General features: G+C 63.5%; 16 protein-coding genes and 1 tRNA gene. 11 read left to right on the forward strand and 6 right to left on the reverse strand.

From position 1 onward, the window contains the following. Positions 1-149 precede the first annotated feature (149 nt). Both DLM46_RS06205 and DLM46_RS06210 read left to right on the forward strand, forming a co-directional pair. On the forward strand, positions 150-1610 hold the full coding sequence (locus DLM46_RS06205) for a glycosyl hydrolase family 18 protein (RefSeq protein WP_115099879.1): 1461 nt from the start codon (positions 150-152) through the stop codon (positions 1608-1610). Between the two features lie 49 nt (positions 1611-1659). After that, positions 1660-3009 carry a lytic polysaccharide monooxygenase gene (locus DLM46_RS06210; protein ID WP_115099880.1) on the forward strand — a complete coding sequence of 450 codons (1350 nt, stop codon included), beginning with the start codon at positions 1660-1662 and terminating at the stop codon, positions 3007-3009. Positions 3010-3202: 193 nt separating this feature from the next. Here DLM46_RS06210 and DLM46_RS06215 read toward each other — a convergent pair whose 3' ends face one another. Together DLM46_RS06215 and ompR are read right to left on the reverse strand one after the other, a co-directional pair. Beyond that, entirely contained in the window at positions 3203-4552 is a 1350-nt protein-coding gene (locus DLM46_RS06215; RefSeq protein WP_115099881.1) for an ATP-binding protein, read from the reverse strand. A 44-nt stretch (positions 4553-4596) separates the two neighbouring features. Beyond that, a complete protein-coding gene (ompR, locus tag DLM46_RS06220; protein ID WP_006048917.1) occupies positions 4597-5331 on the reverse strand; it encodes an osmolarity response regulator transcription factor OmpR in 735 nt (244 codons plus the stop codon). Positions 5332-5559: 228 nt separating this feature from the next. Between ompR and DLM46_RS40055 the strand changes: the two genes are divergently transcribed. The 3 genes from DLM46_RS40055 to DLM46_RS06240 all read left to right on the forward strand — a co-directional run bounded on the left by DLM46_RS40055 (position 5560) and on the right by DLM46_RS06240 (position 9039). Then, complete coding sequence (locus DLM46_RS40055; protein WP_115099883.1) at positions 5560-5886, forward strand: hypothetical protein; 327 nt, start codon at positions 5560-5562, stop codon at positions 5884-5886. Positions 5887-6059: 173 nt separating this feature from the next. After that, entirely contained in the window at positions 6060-7679 is a 1620-nt protein-coding gene (locus DLM46_RS06235) for a DUF1800 domain-containing protein (RefSeq protein ID WP_115099884.1), read from the forward strand. Between the two features lie 115 nt (positions 7680-7794). Beyond that, complete coding sequence (locus DLM46_RS06240) at positions 7795-9039, forward strand: DUF1501 domain-containing protein (protein WP_115099885.1); 1245 nt, start codon at positions 7795-7797, stop codon at positions 9037-9039. A 49-nt stretch (positions 9040-9088) separates the two neighbouring features. Here DLM46_RS06240 and DLM46_RS06245 read toward each other — a convergent pair whose 3' ends face one another. After that, positions 9089-9913 carry a squalene/phytoene synthase family protein gene (locus tag DLM46_RS06245; RefSeq protein ID WP_115099886.1) on the reverse strand — a complete coding sequence of 275 codons (825 nt, stop codon included), beginning with the start codon at positions 9911-9913 and terminating at the stop codon, positions 9089-9091. 232 nt (positions 9914-10145) lie between these two features. Between DLM46_RS06245 and DLM46_RS06250 the strand changes: the two genes are divergently transcribed. Next, positions 10146-10232: transfer RNA gene (locus DLM46_RS06250), tRNA-Leu, on the forward strand. Positions 10233-10336: 104 nt separating this feature from the next. Here DLM46_RS06250 and DLM46_RS06255 read toward each other — a convergent pair. Continuing rightward, positions 10337-10618: a hypothetical protein gene (locus DLM46_RS06255; RefSeq protein ID WP_115099887.1), complete on the reverse strand. Its 282-nt coding sequence runs from the start codon at positions 10616-10618 to the stop codon at positions 10337-10339. Positions 10619-11241: 623 nt separating this feature from the next. Here DLM46_RS06255 and DLM46_RS06260 point away from each other — a divergent pair. Both DLM46_RS06260 and DLM46_RS06265 read left to right on the forward strand, forming a co-directional pair. Continuing rightward, on the forward strand, positions 11242-14613 hold the full coding sequence (locus DLM46_RS06260; RefSeq protein ID WP_115099888.1) for a DUF2339 domain-containing protein: 3372 nt from the start codon (positions 11242-11244) through the stop codon (positions 14611-14613). Next, complete coding sequence (locus DLM46_RS06265) at positions 14610-16154, forward strand: DUF3999 domain-containing protein (protein ID WP_115099889.1); 1545 nt, start codon at positions 14610-14612, stop codon at positions 16152-16154. Before DLM46_RS06260 ends, DLM46_RS06265 begins: the two co-directional genes overlap by 4 nt. 51 nt (positions 16155-16205) lie before the next feature. Here the strand turns inward: DLM46_RS06265 and DLM46_RS06270 are convergent, their stop codons facing one another. Together DLM46_RS06270 and DLM46_RS06275 are read right to left on the reverse strand one after the other, a co-directional pair. Further along, positions 16206-16658, reverse strand: a complete 453-nt coding sequence (locus DLM46_RS06270; protein WP_115099890.1) for a MarR family winged helix-turn-helix transcriptional regulator — start codon at positions 16656-16658, stop codon at positions 16206-16208. 63 nt (positions 16659-16721) lie between these two features. Further along, entirely contained in the window at positions 16722-17867 is a 1146-nt protein-coding gene (locus DLM46_RS06275; protein WP_115099891.1) for a glycerate kinase, read from the reverse strand. A 445-nt stretch (positions 17868-18312) separates the two neighbouring features. On the opposite strand from DLM46_RS06275, the gene tig reads away from it, so the two are divergent. The 3 genes from tig to clpX all read left to right on the forward strand — a co-directional run bounded on the left by tig (position 18313) and on the right by clpX (position 21962). Then, complete coding sequence (gene tig / locus DLM46_RS06280) at positions 18313-19659, forward strand: trigger factor (RefSeq protein ID WP_115099892.1); 1347 nt, start codon at positions 18313-18315, stop codon at positions 19657-19659. 195 nt (positions 19660-19854) lie between these two features. Next, positions 19855-20508 carry an ATP-dependent Clp endopeptidase proteolytic subunit ClpP gene (gene clpP, locus DLM46_RS06285; RefSeq protein WP_115099893.1) on the forward strand — a complete coding sequence of 218 codons (654 nt, stop codon included), beginning with the start codon at positions 19855-19857 and terminating at the stop codon, positions 20506-20508. Positions 20509-20690: 182 nt separating this feature from the next. Then, positions 20691-21962, forward strand: coding sequence for an ATP-dependent Clp protease ATP-binding subunit ClpX (clpX, locus tag DLM46_RS06290; RefSeq protein ID WP_115099894.1), 1272 nt, complete (start codon positions 20691-20693; stop codon positions 21960-21962). The last annotated feature ends 77 nt before the right edge of the window (positions 21963-22039 follow it).

A 22039-nucleotide genomic window follows, 5' to 3' on the forward strand; every position in this document is an offset into this window, starting at 1 on the left:
GGGTTGCAGGTTTGGCGAGCGGATCGCCCTCGAAGATCCATCGCCATGGTCGTGCGCTTCGATGCGCCCCGGCACACCATTCGGGGGCACATCGCGAATCGCATCGGGTGCACATTTGTCGTGTAACACACGAGAAGGAGCAAGCGTTCATGCTGAATCCGAAAGTCATTCAACAGTTCAAGCGGACGGTTGTCGACGAAGCGTCCGCAATGCCCGACCTGTCGGGCCGGAAGATACTCATGGGGTTCTGGCACAACTGGTCGCCCGAGTCGGGGCCCGGATACCAGGGCGGCCGCTTTGCAGGCATGCCGCTGACTGCCATTCCAGAGGAGTACAACGTTGTCGCTGTCGCATTCATGAAGGGCGAAAACATCCCGACGTTTCGTCCGTACAACGTGTCCGACGAAGAATTCCGCCGCCAGGTCGGCGTGCTCAATGCGCAGCAGCGGGCGGTATTGATTTCGCTCGGCGGCGCGGATGCGCACATCGAACTGCATGCCGGACAGGAAGAACCGCTCGCAATCGAGATTATCCGGCTTGTCGAAACGTACGGCTTCGACGGGCTCGATATCGATTTGGAACAATCGGCCATTACCTTTGCGGATAACCAGACAGTCATACCGGCCGCATTGCGAATGGTCCGCGAATACTATGCGAAAGAGGGCAAGCATTTCATCATTTCGATGGCGCCCGAATTTCCGTATTTGCGCCAGACCGGTCCGTATGTCGCTTATATCAATGCACTCGACGGCTATTACGATTTCGTCGCCCCACAGTATTACAACCAGGGCGGCGACGGCGTCGACGTCGAAGACGTCGGCTGGCTCAAGGCGGACAGCGACGCGCAAAAAGCGGATTTCCTGTATTACCTCACCGAAAGCCTCGTGACAGGCACGCGCACCTACACGCGGATTCCTCACGACCGGTTTGTGATCGGCCTGCCTAGCAACCCGGATGCGGCGGCCACTGGCTACGTGATCAAGGCGCAGGACGCGATCAGCGCGCTCGAGCGGCTGGACACCGCGAGCCTCCCGATTCGCGGGCTAATGACCTGGTCGGTGAGCTGGGACGACGGCGTCGACAGGAACGGCCGGCGCTACGACTGGGAGTTCGTACGCCGCTACGGCTTCCTGACGAGCGGCGAAAGCCCCGGCGACCGGCCGTTGGCACCGACCGGCCTGCGCTCGCCGAGCCAGACGCAGGGCAGCGTGTCGCTGGAGTGGAACGCGGCGTCCGGCTCGCGTCCGATCGTCCGCTACACGGTCTACCGGAACGACGGCCGGATCGCCGAGCCGACCACGACGCGCTATCTCGATACGGGGCTGACGGAGGGCAGCGCGTACCGCTATCAGGTCACCGCCACCGACGACGCGGGCGGCACATCCGAGCGCAGCGGTGTGCTGACGGTGTCGACCGAGGCCGGGACGGGCCCCGGCCCCGGCCCCGGCGATTTCCCGCCGTGGCGCGAAGACGCCTGGTACGACCGCGGCGAGGGCATCGTGTACGACGGAAACCGGTACCTCTGCATTCAGGAACACACGTCGAACCGTTTCTGGCTGCCATCGCGCGCAGACATGCTGTGGAATGCGCAGGCGACGGCGCGGCGGTGATGCGGACACGCATCGCCCCGTTCACTCGAATACAACGGAGTCTAACGATATGGCCAACTTTCGAAACCAGCAGGTGCGTCACGGGCATGTGTTTTCCCCGGAATCGCGTGCGACATTCGCGTATCTCGACGGCAAGCTCGGCTACTACGACACGAACAGTCTCGAGGCCGGCAAGTTCTTTCCGGCGACGGCGGGCGGTCTGACCGATCAGGCTGTGCCGACCGACATTCCCAATGCGCCGCCGCCCGCCGACGGGCAGATCGCGAGCGCTGGCTTTCCGAGCGCGCTGTTTCTCGACGAACCGGGTACGCACTGGGCGAAGCACGCGGTGCGCCCGGGCGATGCGATCCGGTTCTCGTGGGACTACTCGGCGCGCCACGCGGCGCGGCGCTACAACTACTTCATCACGAAACCCGGCTGGAATCCGGGCGACAGGCTGAGCCGCGAGCAATTCGAAGCTGAGCCGTTCCACAAGGTCGAAAGCCTGTTGCAGCCGTACTGGGAGCACGAAGACGGCCTGTGGCCGCCGTCGCCGACAACCCATGAGGTGGTGCTGCCCGAGCGCGACGGCTATCACGTCGTGCTGGCAGTCTGGGAGGTCGCCAATACCGGCAACGCGTTCTATCAAGTCGTCGATTTCGAATTCGGCACGGGCGGCAGCCAGCGGCCGACGCCGCCGCGCGAGTTGCAGGCGGGCGAGGTCACGACGTCGTCGATCGAGCTGAACTGGAAGCCGTCGTCGGGCGATCTGCCGATCGACTCCTATTCGATCTATCGCGACGATCAGTTGCTCGTGAAGGTCAACGCCGCGACGACGCGCTACGTCGACCGGTCGCTCGACCCCGACAACGAGTACAAGTACTACGTCCGTGCGACGGACGTCGACGGCGGGCAATCGGAGCGCAGCGCGACGATTACCGTGCGCACGCTCGGCAACGGCGAGCCGACCCAGCCGAAGCCGCCGCAGAATCTGCATTCGATGGGCGAAACCGCCGATTCGGTGAGTCTGATGTGGGGCAAGTCGACGGGCAGCTACCCGATCACGGCGTATCGCGTCTATCGGAACGGGATTCAGATCGACGAGACGGGGCCGTCGCGGACCGAGTTCGTCGACACGGGGCTCGCGGCGAACACCGAGTATCGCTACTTCGCCGCTGCCGTCGATACGCGCGACTGGCTGTCGCTGCCGAGCAACGTGCTGATCGTGCGCACCACCGACGAAAGCGGTGCACGGCCCGCGTGGGCGGTGGGGGTCGCATACGCGGTCGGCGATGAGGTCAGCTACCAGGGCAAGGCGTATCGATGCCTGCAGCCGCATACGTCGAACGCCGCATGGACGCCGGTCGATACGATCAACGTGCTGTGGGCGGAGGTCGCGGCCCGTTATCGCGTCGCCTGACCGGGCGTGGCGCGCGGCCGGATGCGATGCCGGCCGCGTGAATCGGGGTGAGGGGCGTGCGCACCGGCGGTACAGGACGCTGACGTGCCGCTTTGCGGCAGACAAGGACGTTCCGCTTCCGTATCGACTAACCAACGCGTCGATAGGTGTCGATAGGTTATAGGTCCCGGGCCTGACCGGCAGCCGCTTCCGATCAGGCGCCTTTTGCCAGCGGAAACTCGATCGTGACTTCGAGACCCGGGCCTGGCGTGCGATTGCGCAAGCGCAGCGCCCCGCGGTAACGGCCTACCAGCCGCTGCACAATGGCCATGCCAAGGCCCGTGCCGTTCGCCTGGGTGCGCGCCGAATTCACGCGATAGAACGGCCGTGTGACAAGCGCCAGTTGGTCTTCTGGAATGCCAGGTCCTTCGTCGACGACGGATAGCTCGACCCGCGAGTGCGACACCCGCGTTTCGAGAATCACATGCGGGATGCCGTCGCCATCGCTGAGTCCGTACTTGCGTGCGTTTTCCAGCAGATTGCCGACTACGCGCCGCATATCGGTCTCATCGGCTTCGATCACCGCCGAGGGTGCGAGGCGCGTGATGAGCCGCATGCTGTCCTCGCTCTGCATTCGCGCGGCCAGTTCTCCCGCGATGACGGAAAGGTCGACAGGTTCCGGCGTGCGTTGCACTGGGCGAGCGTAATCCAGGAACCGGCCGATGATCATGTCCATCTGCTCGATGTCGTCGACCATCGCGTCCTTGGTCTGCTGGTCGGACGGACTCATTTCGGTTTCGAGCCGCAGCCGCGCGAGCGGGGTGCGCAAGTCGTGCGAAATACCGGCGAGCATCAGCGCACGGTCGGCCTCGAGCTGTTCGAGGTCCTGCACCATCTGGTTGAAGCTGCGATTGGTTTCAGCGGCCACGCCCATGCCGCGCTCAGGCAGCGGCTCCGGCGATTGTCCGGAACCGACCTTGCGCGCGGCCATTGCGAGCCGGGCAAACGGTCTATTCACAAGACTCGTGATGAACGCTGCACCGAACAGCGACAGCGCCAGCGCGAACACCCCCCAGCCGGCCCATTGCAAACCGGTGGCGTTGTCCAGCTGATCGCGGTCGAGTGCGACCCAGTAATCGTCGTCGTCGATCTTGAAGCTGATCCAGACGCCGGGAATGTCGTTGACGGTCTGCGCGATCACCGTGTCGTCGCCGAGACGGCCGCGAATGTCGTGTTCGATCAGCCGGTTCAGTGACTCGTCGGGCTGCAGTTTGTACTTGTCGGAGGTTTCGCGCGGGTACACCCGCACCCCTTCATTGCTCTCGAGATCCTGCAGCAGCGCGCGCCGCAGGTCGGGATCGGAATAGAGGAGTGCGGTGCGCGTGAGCTTGACGATGGCAACCAGTTGCAGAGCCACGCGCTGCGCGCGCGGCTCGCGTTCGATGACCCGGAAGCTCTGGAACCACGCGGCAAGACTGACTGCGATCAATAGCGCGATCAACAGAAAGGTCCGCCAGAAAAGGCCGCCGAACGCGAGCGTCAGGAGGCGCCGGTCGATCCGCATGGGCCCTTCTTATCTGAAATCAAAAACGGGAGGCGGGAACAAACTCAGGCTGCACCGTCGGGAATGAACACGTAGCCAAGCCCCCAGACCGTCTGGATGAAGCGCGGGCTGCCCGGATCGGGTTCGATCAACTTGCGCAGGCGCGAAATTTGCACGTCGAGGCTGCGGTCGAAGACTTCGTATTCACGGCCGCGCGCCAGTTCCATCAGCTTTTCACGCGACAGCGGCTGACGCGGGTGACGGGCGAACACCTTCAGCACCGAGAATTCACCGGTGGTCAGCGGAATTTCCTGGCCGGCCTTGGTGAGCGTGCGGGTGGCGAGATTCAGCGCGAATTCGCCGAACTCGAACACTTCGGTGGTCTCGGACGGCGCGCCAGGCAGCTCGGACGGCGACTGGCGGCGCAGCACGGCGTGAATCCGCGCGACCAGTTCGCGCGGGTTGAAGGGCTTGGGCAGATAGTCGTCGGCGCCCATTTCGAGCCCGACGATACGGTCGACGTCTTCCCCCTTGGCCGTCAGCATGATGATCGGCGTGCGGTCGTTGCTGCCGCGCAAGCGGCGGCAGATCGAGAGGCCGTCCTCGCCGGGCAGCATCAGGTCGAGCACCAGCAAGTCGAAGCGCTCACGCACCCAGAGCTTGTTCATGGACGGCGCGTTCTCGGCAACATAGACATTGAAGCCCTGTTCGCCAAGGTAACGGCGCAGCAGATCGCGCAAGCGCGGATCGTCGTCGACGACGAGGATTTTCGAAGGGTTTTTGGTTTCCATGGTCGGCATCTTAGCGCGATTAGAAAGTAGCGCGCGGTTGCATCAATTATCGGGTTACAGTCAGTTACAAAATTTACCCGCACTGTGGCACGGCGTAAAGCATGCAAAGGTAGACTGCTTTACTGAATGCGGCTGTTCGGTGGATACTCCACTCGACAAAACTCTCGCACCCGGCTCGTTACCGGGGTTTGTATACGCATTTAAGGTAGCCGGTTGCCGCGCCACGAAGGGAACAACATGAAGGGAGGGGTTTGGCCGAATGTGCGCCTAAGCGTGATTGCACTGGCGGTTGCCGGTACGCTTGCAGGCACACTGGGACCAAGGCTCGCCCACGCTCAGCCTTCCGCCGACAGAGTTGCGAGCGAGCACGCGCCCCGCTTGGCCAACAGCAAAGCCAATCGCCAAAACCCAAACACCGATCACCCTGCATCAGACGTGATCTTGCGCACTGCGGTTCCCCCCGATCTGGATCAACGTCGTCGTGATGGCCATATGACGCCCGACGAACGGCGTCTGTTACGTCAACACATCGAAGACGCCGTCCGCGAACTCTACAAGCGGTAGCGGTTTATGCGCATGACCGCGGCGCGCTAGTTGCGTTCGTCGTGCGTGAAAGATTTCGTTGCACTTCCCCCGTCAACTTTCCCATTCCATCTGCCGTTGAGCCGCCATAGGGCATGTCGCCTCGCATGCGCCTAGACCTGTCCATGACGTCCTGCGAACCCGGGTGATCGACCATGAAATTGCTCACAGGCAGTAAGCATGCGCGGTGGCTGGCGGTCACCGCTACGATAACGGCGGCGGTGACGTGCAGCGTGCCCGTCCTGGCGGAGCAACAACACGCGCCCCATGCGCAGCGTCTCAAGGATCACGCGCAAGTGGCTGCGTCCGCCGCTTCTCCATCCGAGCAGGACATCCTCGATGCCAACGACGCGCGCTTCTTCCTGACGCGCGTCGGCTTCGCGCCGGATAACACTGAGCTCGCGCAGTACGTCGGGCTGACGCGGGGACAGGCGGTCGACAAAATATTGGCGAGCACCCGGACCGAAGCCGTCACGCCGATGCCCGACTGGGTTGTCGAACCGGTCCCGACGCGCGACGTGCGCAAGACATGGACCGTCGATCAGCGTCGCGAGGAGCAGCGTCTGCGTGGCGAGCGTTACGAAATATTACGTGCGTGGTGGGTGCGTGAGATGGCGAGCACGCCGTCGCCGCTGACCGAGCGCATGACGCTCTTCTGGCACAACCATTTCACATCGGGCCAGGACAAGGTTCAGTTTCCGCAGCACATGGCGCAGCAGAACATCCTGTTTCGACGCGACGCGCTCGGCAATTTCGGCGAGCTGTTGCACGACGTCGCGAAAGACCCGGCGATGCTGCAGTACCTGGACGGCGCAGGCAATCGCAAAGGCAAGCCCAACGAGAACTTCGCGCGTGAGGTGATGGAGCTGTTCACGCTCGGCGAAGGACACTACACGCAGCAAGACGTATCGGAAGCCGCGCGTGCGTACACGGGCTGGAGTCTCGACCCCGACACCGAGGCGTACGTCTGGCGCGCTAACCTGCACGACGACGGCAACAAGACCGTGCTCGGTCAAACCGGCCCGTTCGACGGCGATCAGGTGCTCGATATCCTGCTCGCGCGGCCGGAAACCGCCACCTTCGTCGCGAGCAAACTGTGGCGCGAGTTCATCTCCGACACGCCGGACGAGGCTCGCATCGCGCCGATCGCCGCACAGTTTCGCGCGAGCCACTACGACATCAAGGTGGCGCTGCGCGGACTCTTCATGAGCGACGCGTTCTGGACCGACGACGATCGAGGCGTCCTCGTGAAATCGCCGGTGGAGTTCGTGGTAGGAGCCCTGCGTGCGTTCGACATCGGTTACGACAACACTGCGCCGTTCGCCGTGCAGATTCGCACGCTCGGCGAGAACCTGTTCTATCCGCCGAACGTCAAAGGGTGGCCCGGCGGCACGACCTGGATCAACAGCTCGACACTGCTTGCGCGTAAGCAATTCGTCGAGCAACTGTTTCGCGCGACCGAAGCCGCCGGTCCGCGGCGCATGAAGAGCGCGACGGACGGCGCGAGTGGCGCGAGTGGCGCGGGCGGCAGGCAGGCGAATCCGCCGGCGCAGCGGGCAATGGCGCGCGTCGGCCAGGGTGGCGTACGCTTCGATATCGACACGTGGCTCGCGCATTACAACACCGCGCCGACGGCGAAGCCGGGACTCTCGGCGGAGCTTCAGCTACAGCATGCCGTACTGCCGCTGACGCCTGTCGATGCAATCGAAACGGACTCGACCGCCAGCGCTTATCTGGAGGCGCTGCTGATGGACCCGGCGTATCAACTCAAGTGAGCAGTTGGAATGACGTGGCTATTCACTGCGGCGTGACTCCTACCCTGAGTCATACCCTGACTCATACCCCGAGCCATGCCCTGAGCCAGGCACTGACAATCGAACGAGGTGCAGGATGAAACGACGCAGCTTTCTCTCGATGGGCGCAGCCGCCAGCGTGGCGCTATGGTTGCCACGCTCGTTCGCCGCGCAGCCCGCGACACCCGGCGTGCCGATGAATCGCGGCTACGACAATCTGCTGATCCTCGTCGAACTGAAAGGCGGCAACGACGGGTTGAATACTGTGATTCCGTTTGCCGACCCGGCTTACTATCAGTTGCGCAAGAACATCGGCATCAAGCGCGAGCGGTCGATTCAGCTCGATGAGCGCACCGCGCTGCATCCGTCGTTGCAGCCGTTGATGCCGCTCTGGCAGAGCCGGCAACTGGCGATCGTGGAGGGCGTCAGTTACGCTCAGCCGAACCTGTCGCATTTCCGCTCGATCGAGATCTGGGACACCGCGTCGCGTTCCGACCAGTATCTGCGTGAGGGCTGGCTCACGCGTACCTTTGCGCAGGCGCCGGTGCCCGCCGGTTTCGCCGCCGACGGCGTGGTGATCGGCAGCGCCGAAATGGGACCGCTCGCGAATGGCGCGCGCGCGATTGCGCTGGTCAATCCCGCCCAGTTCATCAAGGCCTCGCGTCTCGTCACGCCGGTATCGCTTCACGAGCGCAATCCCGAGTTGGCGCACATCCTCGACGTCGAAAACGACATCGTGAAGGCGGCCGATCGCCTGCGGCCCGCGCAAGGGCAGGCGTCGTTGAAGACGGCGTTTCCGGGCGGCGCATTCGGCGCCTCGATCAAGACCGCGATGCAGGTGCTCGCCGCCGGCGACGCCCCGAAGGAAGTCCCCCTGGCGGGTACGCCACAAGGACAGCCGAAGAGCGGGCTGGGCGTGGCGGCGATCCGTCTGACCCTGAACGGTTTCGATACGCACCAGAACCAGCCGGGCCAGCAGGCGGCGCTGCTCAAGCAGTTGGCGGAAGGATTTGCGTCGATGAAGTCCGCGTTGGTCGAGCTTGGCCGCTGGGACGATACGCTGGTGATGACTTATGCCGAGTTCGGACGGCGCCCGCGCGAGAATCAAAGCAACGGCACCGATCATGGCACCGTTGCGCCGCATTTCGTGATGGGCGGCCGCGTGCGGGGCGGGTTGTACGGCGTGCCGCCGGCGCTCGCGCGCCTCGACGGCAACGGTAATCTGCCCGTGGGCATCGATTTCCGGCAGCTCTATGCCACCGTGCTGGGACCGTGGTGGGGGCTCGATTCATCTGCGATCCTGCAGCAGCGGTTCGAGCCGCTGCCGTTGCTGCGCGTCTGATGGCGGTTCACGGCCGCTTGGCCAGCGCGGCCAGCGTTGCTTCGATCGATTACCTTGCGCGCCACGCGATCCACAACTTGCGGATCGGTGTCAATGCGATGCGCTGATGCAGCACGTGAAAGCCATCGCGCTCGATTTCATCCAGCAGCGCCAACGCCAGCGCGGTCTGCGCCGCGAGGATGCGCTGTGTGCGGCGCTCATTGGCGGGCAGCGCGGCGCGCGCGGCGTGCAGCGCAGCGCGGGCGCGCTTCGTTTCGAAGCGCATCAACTCGGTAAAGGCGTCGGTGTACTTGCGGTTGATCAGATCGGCAGCGGTGACGTTGAAGCGCTGCATTTCGTCGATCGGAATATAGATGCGGCCATGCCGCGCATCGTTGCCGGTTTCGGCGACCAACTGCGCAAGCAGCAGCGCCTCGCCGAGCGGTGCAGACCAATTCGATGCCTGCGCCGTGTCTTTTGCGGTCGCGCGCGCCACCAGCGACGCGAAGGTGCCGCCGACACTGTGCAGATAGCGCCGCAGATTCGGGTAATCGAGGTAGCGCGCCTGGTCGAGGTCCATTTCAAAACCGGCGAGCAATGCCTGCAACGCTGAGTATTCTGTTTTGACATCAGGCAAATAAGCCGTCAGTGCTTTTGAAACCGGATGCGACGGCGAACCCGAAGCCAGCGCGGCAATCTCGTTTTGCCACCACGCGAGTTTGGTGCGGCCGATAGCCGGGTCGCTGATCTCCTGAACCGTTTCCTCGAATTCGCGGCGCAGCGCGAACAACGCGGTCAACAGCGGCTGGCTTGCTGTGGGCGCCTGCCGAAGCGCATAGTAAGTGCTCGATCCGGGCGGCGCCGCTTTTTGCTGGCAATATTCGTCGAAATTCACTGGATTGGAATGTGGGGAAGGGCACGCGAAGAGGGGCACGGCATGCGTGCGTCTAGCCGAAAATTGTAGCATCGACGCCCTTTATCGATGCCCCTCGGACGGATGCCGGCCAGATGCAGACAAGCGCGAATCAATCGGTTAGAATCTCGCGCTTACGCTTTCGGACGTGCGTTTTCAGGCGCGCCGCGAGCATGCAGGACATCGGGCAGGACGCACCGCGTCTTACCCGGCTGCGAGGGTGGCGAAATTGGTAGACGCACCAGGTTTAGGTCCTGACGCCAGCAATGGTGTAGGGGTTCGAGTCCCCTCCCTCGCACCATTCATGTGGCAGAGAACCCCGTTAAGTCTTTGGACTGACGGGGTTTTTTGTTTTTCTGGCCCGGTGCGCCGCGTGCGCCTCGTGCGTCCCATGTCGGGTAGTGGTCAGGCGCCTGGCGCTTGCGGCGCCGTGCCGGGCAACTCGGCTTGCGCCGCGCCTTCGAGAAAGCGGCGGGTCGAATCGAACGCCTGCAGCATCGGATCGGGCCAGGGCGTTTGCAGCATGACGGCCTGGTGGTTTTCGAACGCCGACGACAGCAATTTTGCGAGCTCGGGCGAGCGCAGATGCCGCAGCAGCACGCTGACCGCAATCGCCGTTGCCTGGCTCGCGCCGGCTGTCTGGAGTTCCGAAGCGGTGAGGGCGGCGACCTGTTTGTTGATGTCCACTGAAGCTTCCTTGGATGAAATGTGCGGAGATTGAAGGCGCGGTGGCCAATCCCGAATTTTGACATGGTTGACGCTGTTGCCGCCCGGACAAGTTGCGCGCCGGATCGCCTGCTGCGCCCGACAAGCGGCACGCGTCTCGGTATTTAATCCGCTGCGCAACGCATGTCTTGTCAATTGAAAAGTCGGAAAATTCGCGGCCGATAAGTTGAGTTCAAACGCGTGGAGCAAGGATCAGACAATATCCAGTTCAGTTGATATTGCGCTGCGGCTTATCCGGGTTCGCGTTCCGCGCGAACTGTCTAATTAAAAGTTCGTTTTGCCCGGTGCGGCTTCCATGACGAGGGCACTTGCGGCGCGCCGGCTAACTTGCCGGCGCAATAGCGGCTTCTTCCTTACCTTGGTGTGGGTGGAGAAATCGTGCGGATGCCGGCGGTTATCCGGCAGTAGAAATCACTACGCATTGCGGGATATCCGCTGGTATGTGATTTCATTTGTTCGAGGGTTCGACGGCTCGGATAACATGGTATTCTGCGCGCCGATTTTCGCCGTATTGCTCGCGCAATATAGGCGCATTAATCCGTGCGACTAAACGAATCTCGATAGAAGACAATAAGAGGGATGCGATGAGCTGGATATTTGCGGTGCTCGGCGCGGTGATCGGCATGGCGACCGCCTTGTCGAACGACTTCTCGATCGGTAGCGGAGCAGTAGTGGGTGCGCTCGCCGGCTTTGCGCTGGCGCGAGTGCTGACGACAAAGCGACAAGACGCGCGAGGCGCCGCTACGGCTAAACCGGCCACGGCGGATAGCTGGAGTCCACCCGGAGAACTGGCCGCGCGTGTCGAGCGGCTCGAACGCGAGATCGTCGCACTGCGCGGTGAAATCCGGCAACTGCGCAGCGGCGCCACGAGCGAAGCGACCGCCGGCGCCACCCCCGTTGCGTCCGCCGACGCGGCCACGGACGCTCAGCCCTCCACGTCGACACCGGAGCCGACCGGGAACGTGCCGCATCCATACGCGATACCGCCCGCCATTGCAACAGCCCAAACGCAAAATCAAGCGTCTGGAGGCGCGCCGACGCGCCCGGCGGCCATGCATCCGACGGCGAGCGTCAGCGCGCTAGCGCCGCCGGTGTCGACCGACACCCCCGTTGCTGTGCCGGTTGCGCCGCTCGAGCCTGAATTGATTCCGGCTACGCCGCCGCAGCCGCCAGCACCGCCGCGCGGCCCGGGTCTCGCCGAACGCCTGTTCAACGCCGGCCGCGACTGGCTATTCGGCGGCAACACGGTGGTGCGGGTGGGCATCGTCGTGCTGTTCTTCGGCATCGCCTTCCTGCTCAAGTACGCGGCCGACAATAGTCTGCTGCCAGTCGAATTCCGCCTTGCCGGCGTCGCGCTTGCCGCGACCGTCCTGCTCGGCTTCGGCTGGCACATCGGCGAGCGCCGCGGCGCGTACGGGTTGGTCCTGCAAGGTGGCGGCGTTGGCGTGCTGTATCTGACCGTGTTCGCCGCGACCAGGCTCTACCATTTGTTGCCGGCCGGCGCGGCACTGCCGCTGATGATCGCGATCTGCGCGTTGAGCGCGTTTCTGGCGGTACGGCAGAACGCGTCGTCGCTCGCCTTGATGGGCAGCGCGGGAGGGTTTCTCGCACCGGTGCTGCTTTCGACCGGCGGCGGCAGTCATGTGATGCTGTTCAGCTATTACGCGTTGCTCAACGCCGGGATCTTCGCAATCGCGTGGTTCAAGGCGTGGCGTGCGCTGAATCTGCTCGGCTTCGTGTTCACGTTTTCGATCGGCGCCGTGTGGGGCGTGACGGCTTACCGGCCCGAACTGCTCGCCAGCACTGAGCCGTTCCTGATTCTTTTCTTCCTGATGTACGTCGGCATTGCGTTGCTGTATGCGCTGCGCCGCGAGCTTGCACTCAAGCATTACGTCGACGGTACGCTGGTATTCGGCACGCCGTTGGTCGCAATCGGCCTGCAAGCCGCGTTGATGAAAAACACCGCGTTCGGCCTGGCTTGGAGCGCGGTGGCGCTGGCCGCGTTCTACCTCGCGATCGCCGCCTGGCTGGCACGGCGCCGCGAGCGGTTCGGCATGCTGTTCGAAGCCATGCTGGCGCTGGCCGTGATCTTCGCGACGCTGGCCGTGCCGCTCGCTTTCACCGGCCCGACGACGAGCGCCACGTGGGCGATCGAAGGCGCCGCAATCGCCTGGCTCGGTGTGCGCCAGCGGCGCCTCAGCGCGTTCGGTTTCGGCTTGCTGCTGCAACTGGCCGCAGCCTGTGCGTTTATCGCCGGCACTGGAACGCAGGTCAATTACAGGGAAGTTTGGCCGGTCCTGAACGGCGCGTATATCGCCACGGCGCTGATCGCGCTCGCCAGTATTTTCACGGGATGGCGCCTGCACGGCCGGAGCGAAGCGAGCGCGTGGCACGTCTCGCTGCCGCAGGTCGGCCTTATTGCCGCAATCTGGGGGCTGCTGTGGTGGCTTTTAGGCGGCGTCCATGAAATCTTCGAGTATGCGCATGCCCATCTGTCCTACGATCGCGGTCGTTTCGAGAACGCGTGCGTCGCGCTGTTCGCCGTTCTGACCGCGTGGCTCGCGCATGGCGCGCGCCACAGGCTGCGTTGGCCGCTCGCCGAGTGGCCGGCGCTGGCGCTGGTGCCGATCCTTGCGTTGCTGGTGCTGAACCTGTTCATGTACCGCATGGCGCCGGTCAGCGGCTACGGCTGGCTGGTTTGCGCGGTCGTGGCGGTCCTCGTTTACGCACTGTTGTGGCTTCAGCAGCGCGATGTCGGCGGCCGTGTGCTCGCGCCGCTCCATACGCTGATGTTCTGGACCGCCGCCGCGCTCCTCGCGCTCGAAGGCTACTGGGGTTTGCGCGCCTATGTGCCCGAAGGGGCGTGGAGCTGGAGTGCGTGGGCCTATGGCTTCGGCATTCTGCTGCTGTTGGTGGCGGGTGCCGGGCACCGTCTGCGCTGGCCGGTCGGGCGCTTCACGCAGGCTTATCAGGTGTGGGGCGCGGCGCCCCTCGCCGCGTTGCTGTGGGCGTGGAGTATCGCGAGCGTCGTCAGCGACGGCAGCGCCGCGCCGCTTTTCTGGCTGCCGATCGTGAATCCGCTCGATGTCGCGCAAATACTCGCGTTCGTCGCCTTCGCCGTGTGGTTGCGGCGTCTACGCGCGCTGGGCCTGCATTGGCATCCGCGGGCTTTCGATTACGCCGTGCTCGCCACGCTGTTCCTGTGGTTCAACGCGTTGCTGCTGCGTACGCTGCACCATCATTTTCAAGCCGCGTACGATGTCGACGCCGTGCTGGCATCGTTCAATCTGCAGCAGGTGTTCCTTGTCGGCTGGAGCGCGTTTGCTTTTGCCGGACTCTGGCTCGCGCGGCGCGACAGCCTCGTGCGGCTGTGCGCGCTCGCTTCCACACCGCTCGTGCTGGTGATGTGGGCGTGGACCTTCTACGCGAACCTTACGCAGGACGGCGGCGCGTGGGCGCGTCTGCCGCTGCTCAATCCGCTCGATCTGGTGCAGGCGGTGATTTTTGCGCTGGCCGCGGTGTGGCTCGTGCGCATCAGCCGCCTCGGCGTGCCGATCGGCGAATATCGCGTGCCGTTGCAGGCAGTGGTCGGCATGACGGGCTTCATCTGGCTCAATGCAATGCTGCTGCGTACGCTGCATTATTGGACTGGTGTGCCGTACCAGTTCGACGACATGTCGCGCTCCATGCTCGTGCAGGCGTCCGTTTCGGTATTCTGGGCGGTCTGCGCGCTGGCCATGATGATCTGGGCGACGCGCCGGGCGAGCCGCCTGTTCTGGTTCGTCGGCGGCGCCTTGCTGGCGGCGACCGTCGTCAAGCTGTTCCTGTTCGACCTATCGCACGTGACGGGTATCGAGCGGATCGTGTCGTTTATCGGTATCGGCGTGATGTTGCTGCTGATCGGCTACTTCTCGCCGCTGCCGCCCAAAGCTGCCGTGATGGAAACTGAGCAATGAAGCGTTTCTTGATTCTGACTGTCTGGTGCCTTGCGATCGCGGCCGTTTCGGCACCGCCGTTGGCGGCTGCGGCCGATCATTTTGCGCGGCGCTTCGCACTCGAATTCGACAGCGGCGCCGCGTACTACAGCATCAGGCTGCCGGTCGCCGTCTACGCGGCGAGCCGGCGCAGCGATCTAGGCGACGTGCGGGTATTCAATGGCGCCGGCGAGCCGGTGCCGTATTCGCTCGATGCGCCGCGCGAGGCGGTCAGGACGCCGCCCACGCTGCGCACAGTACGCTGGTTCCCGTTGCCGGCCACCGAGGCGGGCGGCGCCCGTGCGCCGCTCGGCGTGACGATCGCCGCCGACGGGTCGCTGCGGACGACCGCGGCGCCGCCGACACGCGCGCAACACGACACGGATCTCGTCGATGTCGGCCGTGTAGCGGGCGAGGCGGGCGCGCTGGTCGTGCATCTGCGCAACGATAACTATCAAGGGCGCGTAACAGTCGAATCGAGCAACGATTTGCGCAACTGGCAACCCGCCGGCGATGCGCAACTTCTCAAGGTCACCTATAACGGCAGCACGTTGAGCCAGGACCGCATTGCGCTGGATGGAATGCGGGCGCGTTATGTGCGTTTGCGCTGGCTCGACGGCGCACCGTACATCGAATCGATCGAGCTCGAGGTGCAGGCGGCCAACTCGGACAGTGCGCAGCGCGCGGATACCCAGCGGGAATGGCGTGAAGGCATCGTGGCGCGTGCGGGGCCGACGGCCGGCGAATATTTCTTCGACACGGGCGGCCCTTATCCCGTCGACCGCTTGCGCCTGAATTTACCGCAGCCCAATACGGTCGCGCCGGCCGTCGTCTATTCGCGCACGGGTCTGCAATCGCCCTGGCGCGAGGTGTCGAACGCGACGCTGTACCGCCTGCACAACGGCGCGGTGGAGCAGAGCAATCCATCGCTCGAGGTGGCGGCGGATACGGATCGTCAGTGGCGCGTGGTGGTGGATGCGCGCAACGGCGGCTTGGGGAGCGGTGTGCTGACCGTCGCTGCGGGCTGGCGTCCGGCGACGCTGACGTTCGTTGCGCGCGGAGCGGCTCCGTTCACGCTGGCGGTGGGCAATGAGGCGGCTGTGTCTTCGGCGGTGAGCCGCGAGGAATTGCTGATGGGCGCGTCGTCGGTTGCTGTCGCGGCGCGGTTGGGAGCGGCGCTGCCTGTCGCGCCGCAAGATGCCGATGCGCAGTCGGCGAACAAAGACCGGGATGCGATGCGCCGCTATGTGTTGTGGGCAGCGCTGCTGCTCGCAGTCAGCTCGCTCGGCATGATCGCGTGGCGGGTCGGGCGTGGCGCCCGGACCGCTGTGGATGTGGCCGGCGCTCGGGCAGGTACTGAGGCAGGTCATGTAGCCGGTACTACGGCCGACACCGAGGCAAGTGCTGCAACAGGTAGTGCGGCCGGTACGGAGGCAAGTGCTTCAACAGGTACTACGGCCGGCGTCGTGGCTAATAACACGGGCAGTGCCGACGGCACCGGTCAAAGCAGCGACAGGGCCTGATTGCAGCGAGTGCCGCTCGCACTTCTTGCAGCCGCACTCGCGCTTCGTTGTTCATTCCTCGCGGGCGGTCATCGTATGGATGATCTTGTCGAGCGCATGGCCGAACGCGAGCTTTTCCTGTTCGTCCAGACACTCGAACAGATCGTCATTCCATTTGCGCGCGATCGGCATCACCTTGCGATACAGCGCGCGGCCCTCGGCAGTGAGCGACACCAGCACCACGCGACCGTCTTCGGCGCTCGGCTCGCGCCGCACGAGCCCTTGTTTGATCAGCGCCTCGGCAGCACGGCTCGCCTGGCTCTTGTCGAGATTCGCGTGCCGGGCCAGCTCCATGATCGAAAACGGTCCGAACGATCCCACCGACGCAATCACCCGCGCTTCCGGCAACGTCACGCCCAGCTTGTCGTGATAGCGCTCGCTGATGCCACGCTCGGTGAGCTTGTTCAGCGTATGCAGACGGTACGTGAGGAATTGCTCGAGTCCGGCTTTGGCGGAGGCCTTCATGGTCTTCCCGTGATAAGAGGAGCGGTCGCGGCGCTGTGATTGTTGCCGCAACCGTTGCGCCGGTCAACGCGCGCCGAATTTCAGCCGTGTCAGCTGCTCGGCCGCGTCGGCGAGCAGGCGCGCGGCGTCGCGAATCGCGACTTCCAGTGTGATTGGGCCGGGAGCCGGCGAGAAACAGCCGCTGAAGTATTCGGCGAGACGCGGCAGGGCCGCGGAGTCGACCGCACCCGACAGCAGCGTTGCCGGCACGCCTGCAGCCTGCGCATGACGGCAGGCGATGAAGGGCGCCTTGCCGTGCAGCGTTTGGACATCCGAACGGCCCTCGCCGGTGATCAGCCAGTTCGCGCCCTCGAGCGCTGCATCGAGGCCGATTTGCCGCGCGACGGTTTCCGCGCCCGGCTCGAATTGCGCGCCCAGCATATGCAGTGCGAAGCCGAGGCCGCCGGCCGCGCCCGCGCCGGGTTGATCGCGCGCGGTTCGCCCGAGCGCCGCTTCGAGCAGATCGGCGAAGCGGGCGAGCGCGGCGTCGATCGTGGCGATCTGCTCCGGCTTCACGCCTTTTTGCGGGCCGAACACCGCGGTCGCGCCGTGATCGCCGGTCAGCGGGTTGTCGACATCGGACATACCGACGAACGACGTGTCCGCCAGCCGGGCGTCGAGTTGCGACACGTCGACGCGCGCCAAGCGTGCGAGTTGTTCGGGTGTCGCGTCGAGTTCCTGGTTCTGGGCGTCGAAGAGTTTCAGGCCAAGGCCGGCGAGCAGGCCCGCGCCGCCGTCATTCGTACTGCTGCCGCCGAGCGCGACGAAAAAGCGCCGCACGCCCTGGTCGAGCAGTGCGCGGATTGCTTCGCCCATGCCGCGCGTGCTGCGCGCCTCGACCGGCACGCCCATGCCGACCGGATCGGTAATGCCGACGATTTCCGCCGTTTCGATGATCGCGCTGCCGTTCGCGAGCAGTCCGGTGAGCGCTTCGCGCACCGGCCCGGCGGCGCCGCGCACGCTCAGCTTGCGGCGCTCACCGCCGCTCGTGAGCATGGCTTCGAGCGTGCCTTCGCCGCCGTCGGCCATTGGGCAGATGCGCACATCGGCGTCGAGCCGGGCGCGCCGGATGCCGGACGCAATCGCCTGCGCGACCTGCTCGGCGCTGAGCGAGCCTTTGAAGGAATCGGGAGCAACAACGACGACAGGCGAGGACGGCGGATTCGGCATGGTGTCTCTGAATGGTTGGAATCGTTGCGAGGACGCAGGACCTGAGCGAAAAGACAGCCAGCCCCGAGCGCGTCCGTTAGCTTAGCAGCATGGCGGCACCGACTGAATAGGCCTAACGGCATAGCCGGAATCGTCTGGCGAAAGACACAGCAAGCAAGGTCGCCCGCCGACCCCTGTGCCTGTGAGGGCAGTGCGGCCGAATGGCCGCAAAGCCGGTGAAAACACGCCGGAAAGCGCCTGGAAGGCCGATAAGAACGTGCGCAATCATCGAATCCCGGCTAGCCGCGCAAATAGTTTGCTAAAATATTCGGCTCTTTGGACCCAACCGTGCTGCCGGCGGCCTGCAAGCCCGCGGCGCAGGCGCGCAATCGATGCGAAGCGACATCGAAAAGCGGCACGGAGAAGATAACTGATTCGCTCGAATAATTTTAGGACGATTGAAGCCATGGCTAACGTTGTTGAAAACCTCGGCAAGCTCGAACGCCGCGTAACGATTTCCCTGCCGAAGGACGCCGTGCAGAAGGAAGTGGACTCGCGTATCCGTCAACTCGCGAAGAACGTGCGCATGCCGGGTTTCCGCCCGGGCAAGGTGCCGCTCAAGATGGTGACGCAACAGTATTCGGGTCAGGTGGAAGCCGAAGTGCTGAGCGACAAGGTCGGCAAGGAATTCTTCGACATCAGCCGCACTGAAAACCTGCGCGTGGCCGGCCAGCCGAGCTTCGCGCCCAAGGTCGACGCCGGCGAAGGCGACTACGCGTTCGACGCGACCTTCGAGGTGTATCCGGAAGTGAAACTGGGCGACGTCGCCACGGCTGAAATCGAGCGCACCACGACGACCATCAGCGAAGCGGAAATCGACCGCACGCTGGACATCCTGCGCAAGCAGCGCGTGCACTTCCACGCTCGCGGCGAAGCCGGCGAGCACGGCGACGGCGGTGCGGATACGGCAGCGAAAGAAGGCGATCGCGTGACGGTCGACTTCGTCGGCAAGATCGACGGTGAAGTATTCCAGGGCGGCAGCGCAGAAGATTTCGCATTCGTGCTGGGCGAAGGCCGCATGCTGCCGGAATTCGAAAAGGCGGCGCTGGGTCTGACGGTCGGCGCGTCGACCGAATTCGACCTGAAATTCCCGGACGACTACCACGGCAAGGAAGTGGCAGGCAAAACCGCGCAATTCACGATCACGATGAAGAAGATCGAATGGCCGCACCAGCCGGAAATCGACGCTGAATTTGCTAAGTCGCTCGGCATCGAAGACGGCGATCTGACCAAGATGCGCGCTGAGATCAAGGACAATCTCGAGCGCGAAGCGAAGCGCCGCACGCAAGCCATCGTCAAGAACCAGGTGATGGACGCGCTCCTGAAGATTTCTGAACTCGACGTGCCGAACGCGCTGATCGAACAGGATCAGGAACGCCTCGTCGCGATGGCCCGTCAGGATCTGGAGCAGCGTGGCGTGCCGAACGCCAAAGACGCGCCGATCCCGGCTGAAATGTTCAAGGAACAGGCTGAGCGTCGCGTGAAGCTGGGCCTCGTGCTGGCCGAACTGGTCAAGGCCAACGAACTGCAGGCAAAGCCGGAGCAGATTCGCGCCGAAGTCGACGAATTCGCGAAAAGCTACGAAGACCCGAAGGAAGTCGTCCGCTGGTATTATTCCAATCAGCAGCGTCTTGCCGAAATGGAAGCGTACGTCGTTGAAGCCAACGTCGTCGATTTCGTCCTCAGCAAGGCCAAGGTGACGGATAAGGAAGTGAGCTTCGAAGAACTGGCAAGCGCAACGGCTCAAGCGTAAGCGTGTCGCTGCAACGGCGTGCCGGCTGTCGGAGCGACGGCCCGCACGCCGTTTTTTTTGTGCTGTGAACGTGCGCTGCGTTTTGCATTGGTTTCTGCAGCACGCTCGCATTGATCGCGCACTTGAATACTGGCTCGTCGTACACACCTGTCTAGCATCTGATATTTAGAATATTTCCAGACAAGGATCCATTGCATGACCTTTCGCGCCCAAATGCTGGACACGCTGACCTCGCAGTCGTCGCGGGATCTTGAAGCGCAGGCGCTCGGACTGGTGCCGATCGTCGTGGAAACGAGCGGCCGGGGTGAGCGCTCGTATGACATCTACTCGCGCCTGCTGAAGGAGCGCATCGTGTTCATGGTCGGCGAAGTGAACGACCAGACGGCCAATCTCGTCGTTGCGCAGATGCTATTCCTCGAAAGCGAGAATCCTGACAAGGACATCAGCTTCTACATCAACAGCCCGGGCGGTTCGGTTTCAGCCGGGATGGCGATCTACGATACGATGCAGTTCATCAAGCCGGACGTGTCGACGCTGTGCATGGGCCTCGCGGCCAGCATGGGTGCGTTCCTGCTGGCCGCCGGCGCGAAGGGCAAGCGCTTTGCGCTGCCGAATTCGCGCGTGATGATTCACCAGCCGCTGGGTGGCGCGCGCGGTCAGGCGTCAGACATCGAAATCCAGGCACGCGAAATCCTGTATTTGAAGGAACGGCTGAACCATCTGCTCGCGCACCACACCGGCCAGCCGGTCGAGCGTATCGCGCGCGACACCGATCGCGACAATTTCATGTCCGGCGATGACGCGCAAGCTTATGGTCTGGTCGATCAGGTGGCGCACAAGCGTCCTTGAATTGGTGCGTTCTTGCCTCAAAATGGGGCAAAAACGCCATCGAATCGGCTGTGAAATAATTAAGACTCGTCCGAGCGCCTGCGGCAAACGCCGTTATCGTGGCTCAGGCCCTGCCGCGCCCAACTGCGAGGCAGGGGCAAACGGCGTATCATGTAATCGAGTGTCCGGAGGCTCACACATTTATGGCGGACAAGAAAGGTTCTAACAGCGAGAAGCTGTTGTATTGCTCGTTCTGCGGCAAGAGCCAGCATGAAGTCAAAAAACTGATTGCCGGCCCGTCGGTGTTCATCTGCGATGAATGTATCGACCTGTGCAACGAAATCATCCGCGATGAGGCTGCAGGCGCGGGCGTCGAGGCGGGCCTGTCCAAGTCCGACCTGCCGAGTCCGCAGGAAATCCGTGAAATCCTCGATCAGTATGTGATCGGTCAGGAACGCGCGAAGAAAATTCTCGCGGTCGCGGTGTACAACCACTACAAGCGCCTCAAGCACCTCGACAAGAAGGATGAGATCGAACTGTCGAAGAGCAACATCCTGCTGATCGGCCCGACCGGCTCCGGCAAGACCTTGCTCGCGCAGACGCTCGCGCGCCTTCTGAACGTCCCGTTCGTCATTGCCGATGCAACGACGCTGACGGAAGCTGGCTACGTCGGCGAAGACGTCGAGAACATCATCCAGAAGCTCCTGCAGAACTGCAACTACGAAGTTGACAAGGCCCAGCGCGGCATTGTCTACATCGACGAGATCGACAAGATCAGCCGCAAGTCCGACAACCCGTCGATCACCCGCGATGTGTCGGGCGAAGGCGTGCAGCAGGCCTTGCTGAAGCTGGTCGAAGGCACGATGGCGTCGGTGCCGCCGCAAGGTGGCCGTAAGCATCCAAATCAGGACTTCATCCAGGTCGACACCACCAACATTCTCTTCATTTGCGGTGGCGCATTCGACGGCCTCGAGAAAGTCATCGTCGACCGTACCGAGAAGACCGGTATTGGCTTCGGCGCGAGCGTGAAGAGCAAGCAGGACCGCGACGCGGGCGAAGTGCTGCGCGAAGTGGAACCGGAAGATCTGATCAAGTTCGGTCTGATTCCCGAGTTGATCGGCCGTCTGCCGGTGGTGGCTACGCTCGGCAAGCTCGACGAAGCGGCGCTGATGAAGATTCTCGTCGAACCGAAGAACGCGCTGGTGAAGCAGTACCACAAGCTCTTCAATATGGAACGCGTCGAACTCGAGATTCGTCCGGCTGCATTGCAGGCCGTGGCGCGTAAGGCGATCCGTCGCAAGACGGGCGCACGGGGTTTGCGTTCGATCCTGGAACAGGCGTTGCTTGATGTGATGTACGACCTGCCGGCAATGAAAGGCGTTAGCAAGGTTATCATCGACGACAACGTGATTGACGGCGACGGCAAACCGTTACTGATCTATGAAGACGCACCCAAGGTTGCGGGTTCGAACTGATCGGCTTTCGGGTTCTGCAAACAAGCCGTTCATGGCGACGTGAACGGCTTTTTCGTTTATCGTGTGGTCAGGATGGT

The organism is Paraburkholderia lacunae (genome assembly GCF_003353175.1).
Taxonomy (GTDB): Bacteria; Pseudomonadota; Gammaproteobacteria; order Burkholderiales; family Burkholderiaceae; genus Paraburkholderia; species Paraburkholderia lacunae.

Coding starts and splice junctions, on each gene's coding strand:
- DLM46_RS06205 (WP_115099879.1), top strand. CDS start 150: ATGCTGAATCCGAAAGTCATTCAACAGTTCAAGCGGACGGTTGTCGAC.
- DLM46_RS06210 (WP_115099880.1), top strand. CDS start 1,660: ATGGCCAACTTTCGAAACCAGCAGGTGCGTCACGGGCATGTGTTTTCC.
- DLM46_RS06215 (WP_115099881.1), bottom strand. CDS start 4,552: ATGCGGATCGACCGGCGCCTCCTGACGCTCGCGTTCGGCGGCCTTTTC.
- ompR (WP_006048917.1), bottom strand. CDS start 5,331: ATGCCGACCATGGAAACCAAAAACCCTTCGAAAATCCTCGTCGTCGAC.
- DLM46_RS40055 (WP_115099883.1), top strand. CDS start 5,560: ATGAAGGGAGGGGTTTGGCCGAATGTGCGCCTAAGCGTGATTGCACTG.
- DLM46_RS06235 (WP_115099884.1), top strand. CDS start 6,060: ATGAAATTGCTCACAGGCAGTAAGCATGCGCGGTGGCTGGCGGTCACC.
- DLM46_RS06240 (WP_115099885.1), top strand. CDS start 7,795: ATGAAACGACGCAGCTTTCTCTCGATGGGCGCAGCCGCCAGCGTGGCG.
- DLM46_RS06260 (WP_115099888.1), top strand. CDS start 11,242: ATGAGCTGGATATTTGCGGTGCTCGGCGCGGTGATCGGCATGGCGACC.
- DLM46_RS06265 (WP_115099889.1), top strand. CDS start 14,610: ATGAAGCGTTTCTTGATTCTGACTGTCTGGTGCCTTGCGATCGCGGCC.
- DLM46_RS06270 (WP_115099890.1), bottom strand. CDS start 16,658: ATGAAGGCCTCCGCCAAAGCCGGACTCGAGCAATTCCTCACGTACCGT.
- DLM46_RS06275 (WP_115099891.1), bottom strand. CDS start 17,867: ATGCCGAATCCGCCGTCCTCGCCTGTCGTCGTTGTTGCTCCCGATTCC.
- tig (WP_115099892.1), top strand. CDS start 18,313: ATGGCTAACGTTGTTGAAAACCTCGGCAAGCTCGAACGCCGCGTAACG.
- clpP (WP_115099893.1), top strand. CDS start 19,855: ATGACCTTTCGCGCCCAAATGCTGGACACGCTGACCTCGCAGTCGTCG.
- clpX (WP_115099894.1), top strand. CDS start 20,691: ATGGCGGACAAGAAAGGTTCTAACAGCGAGAAGCTGTTGTATTGCTCG.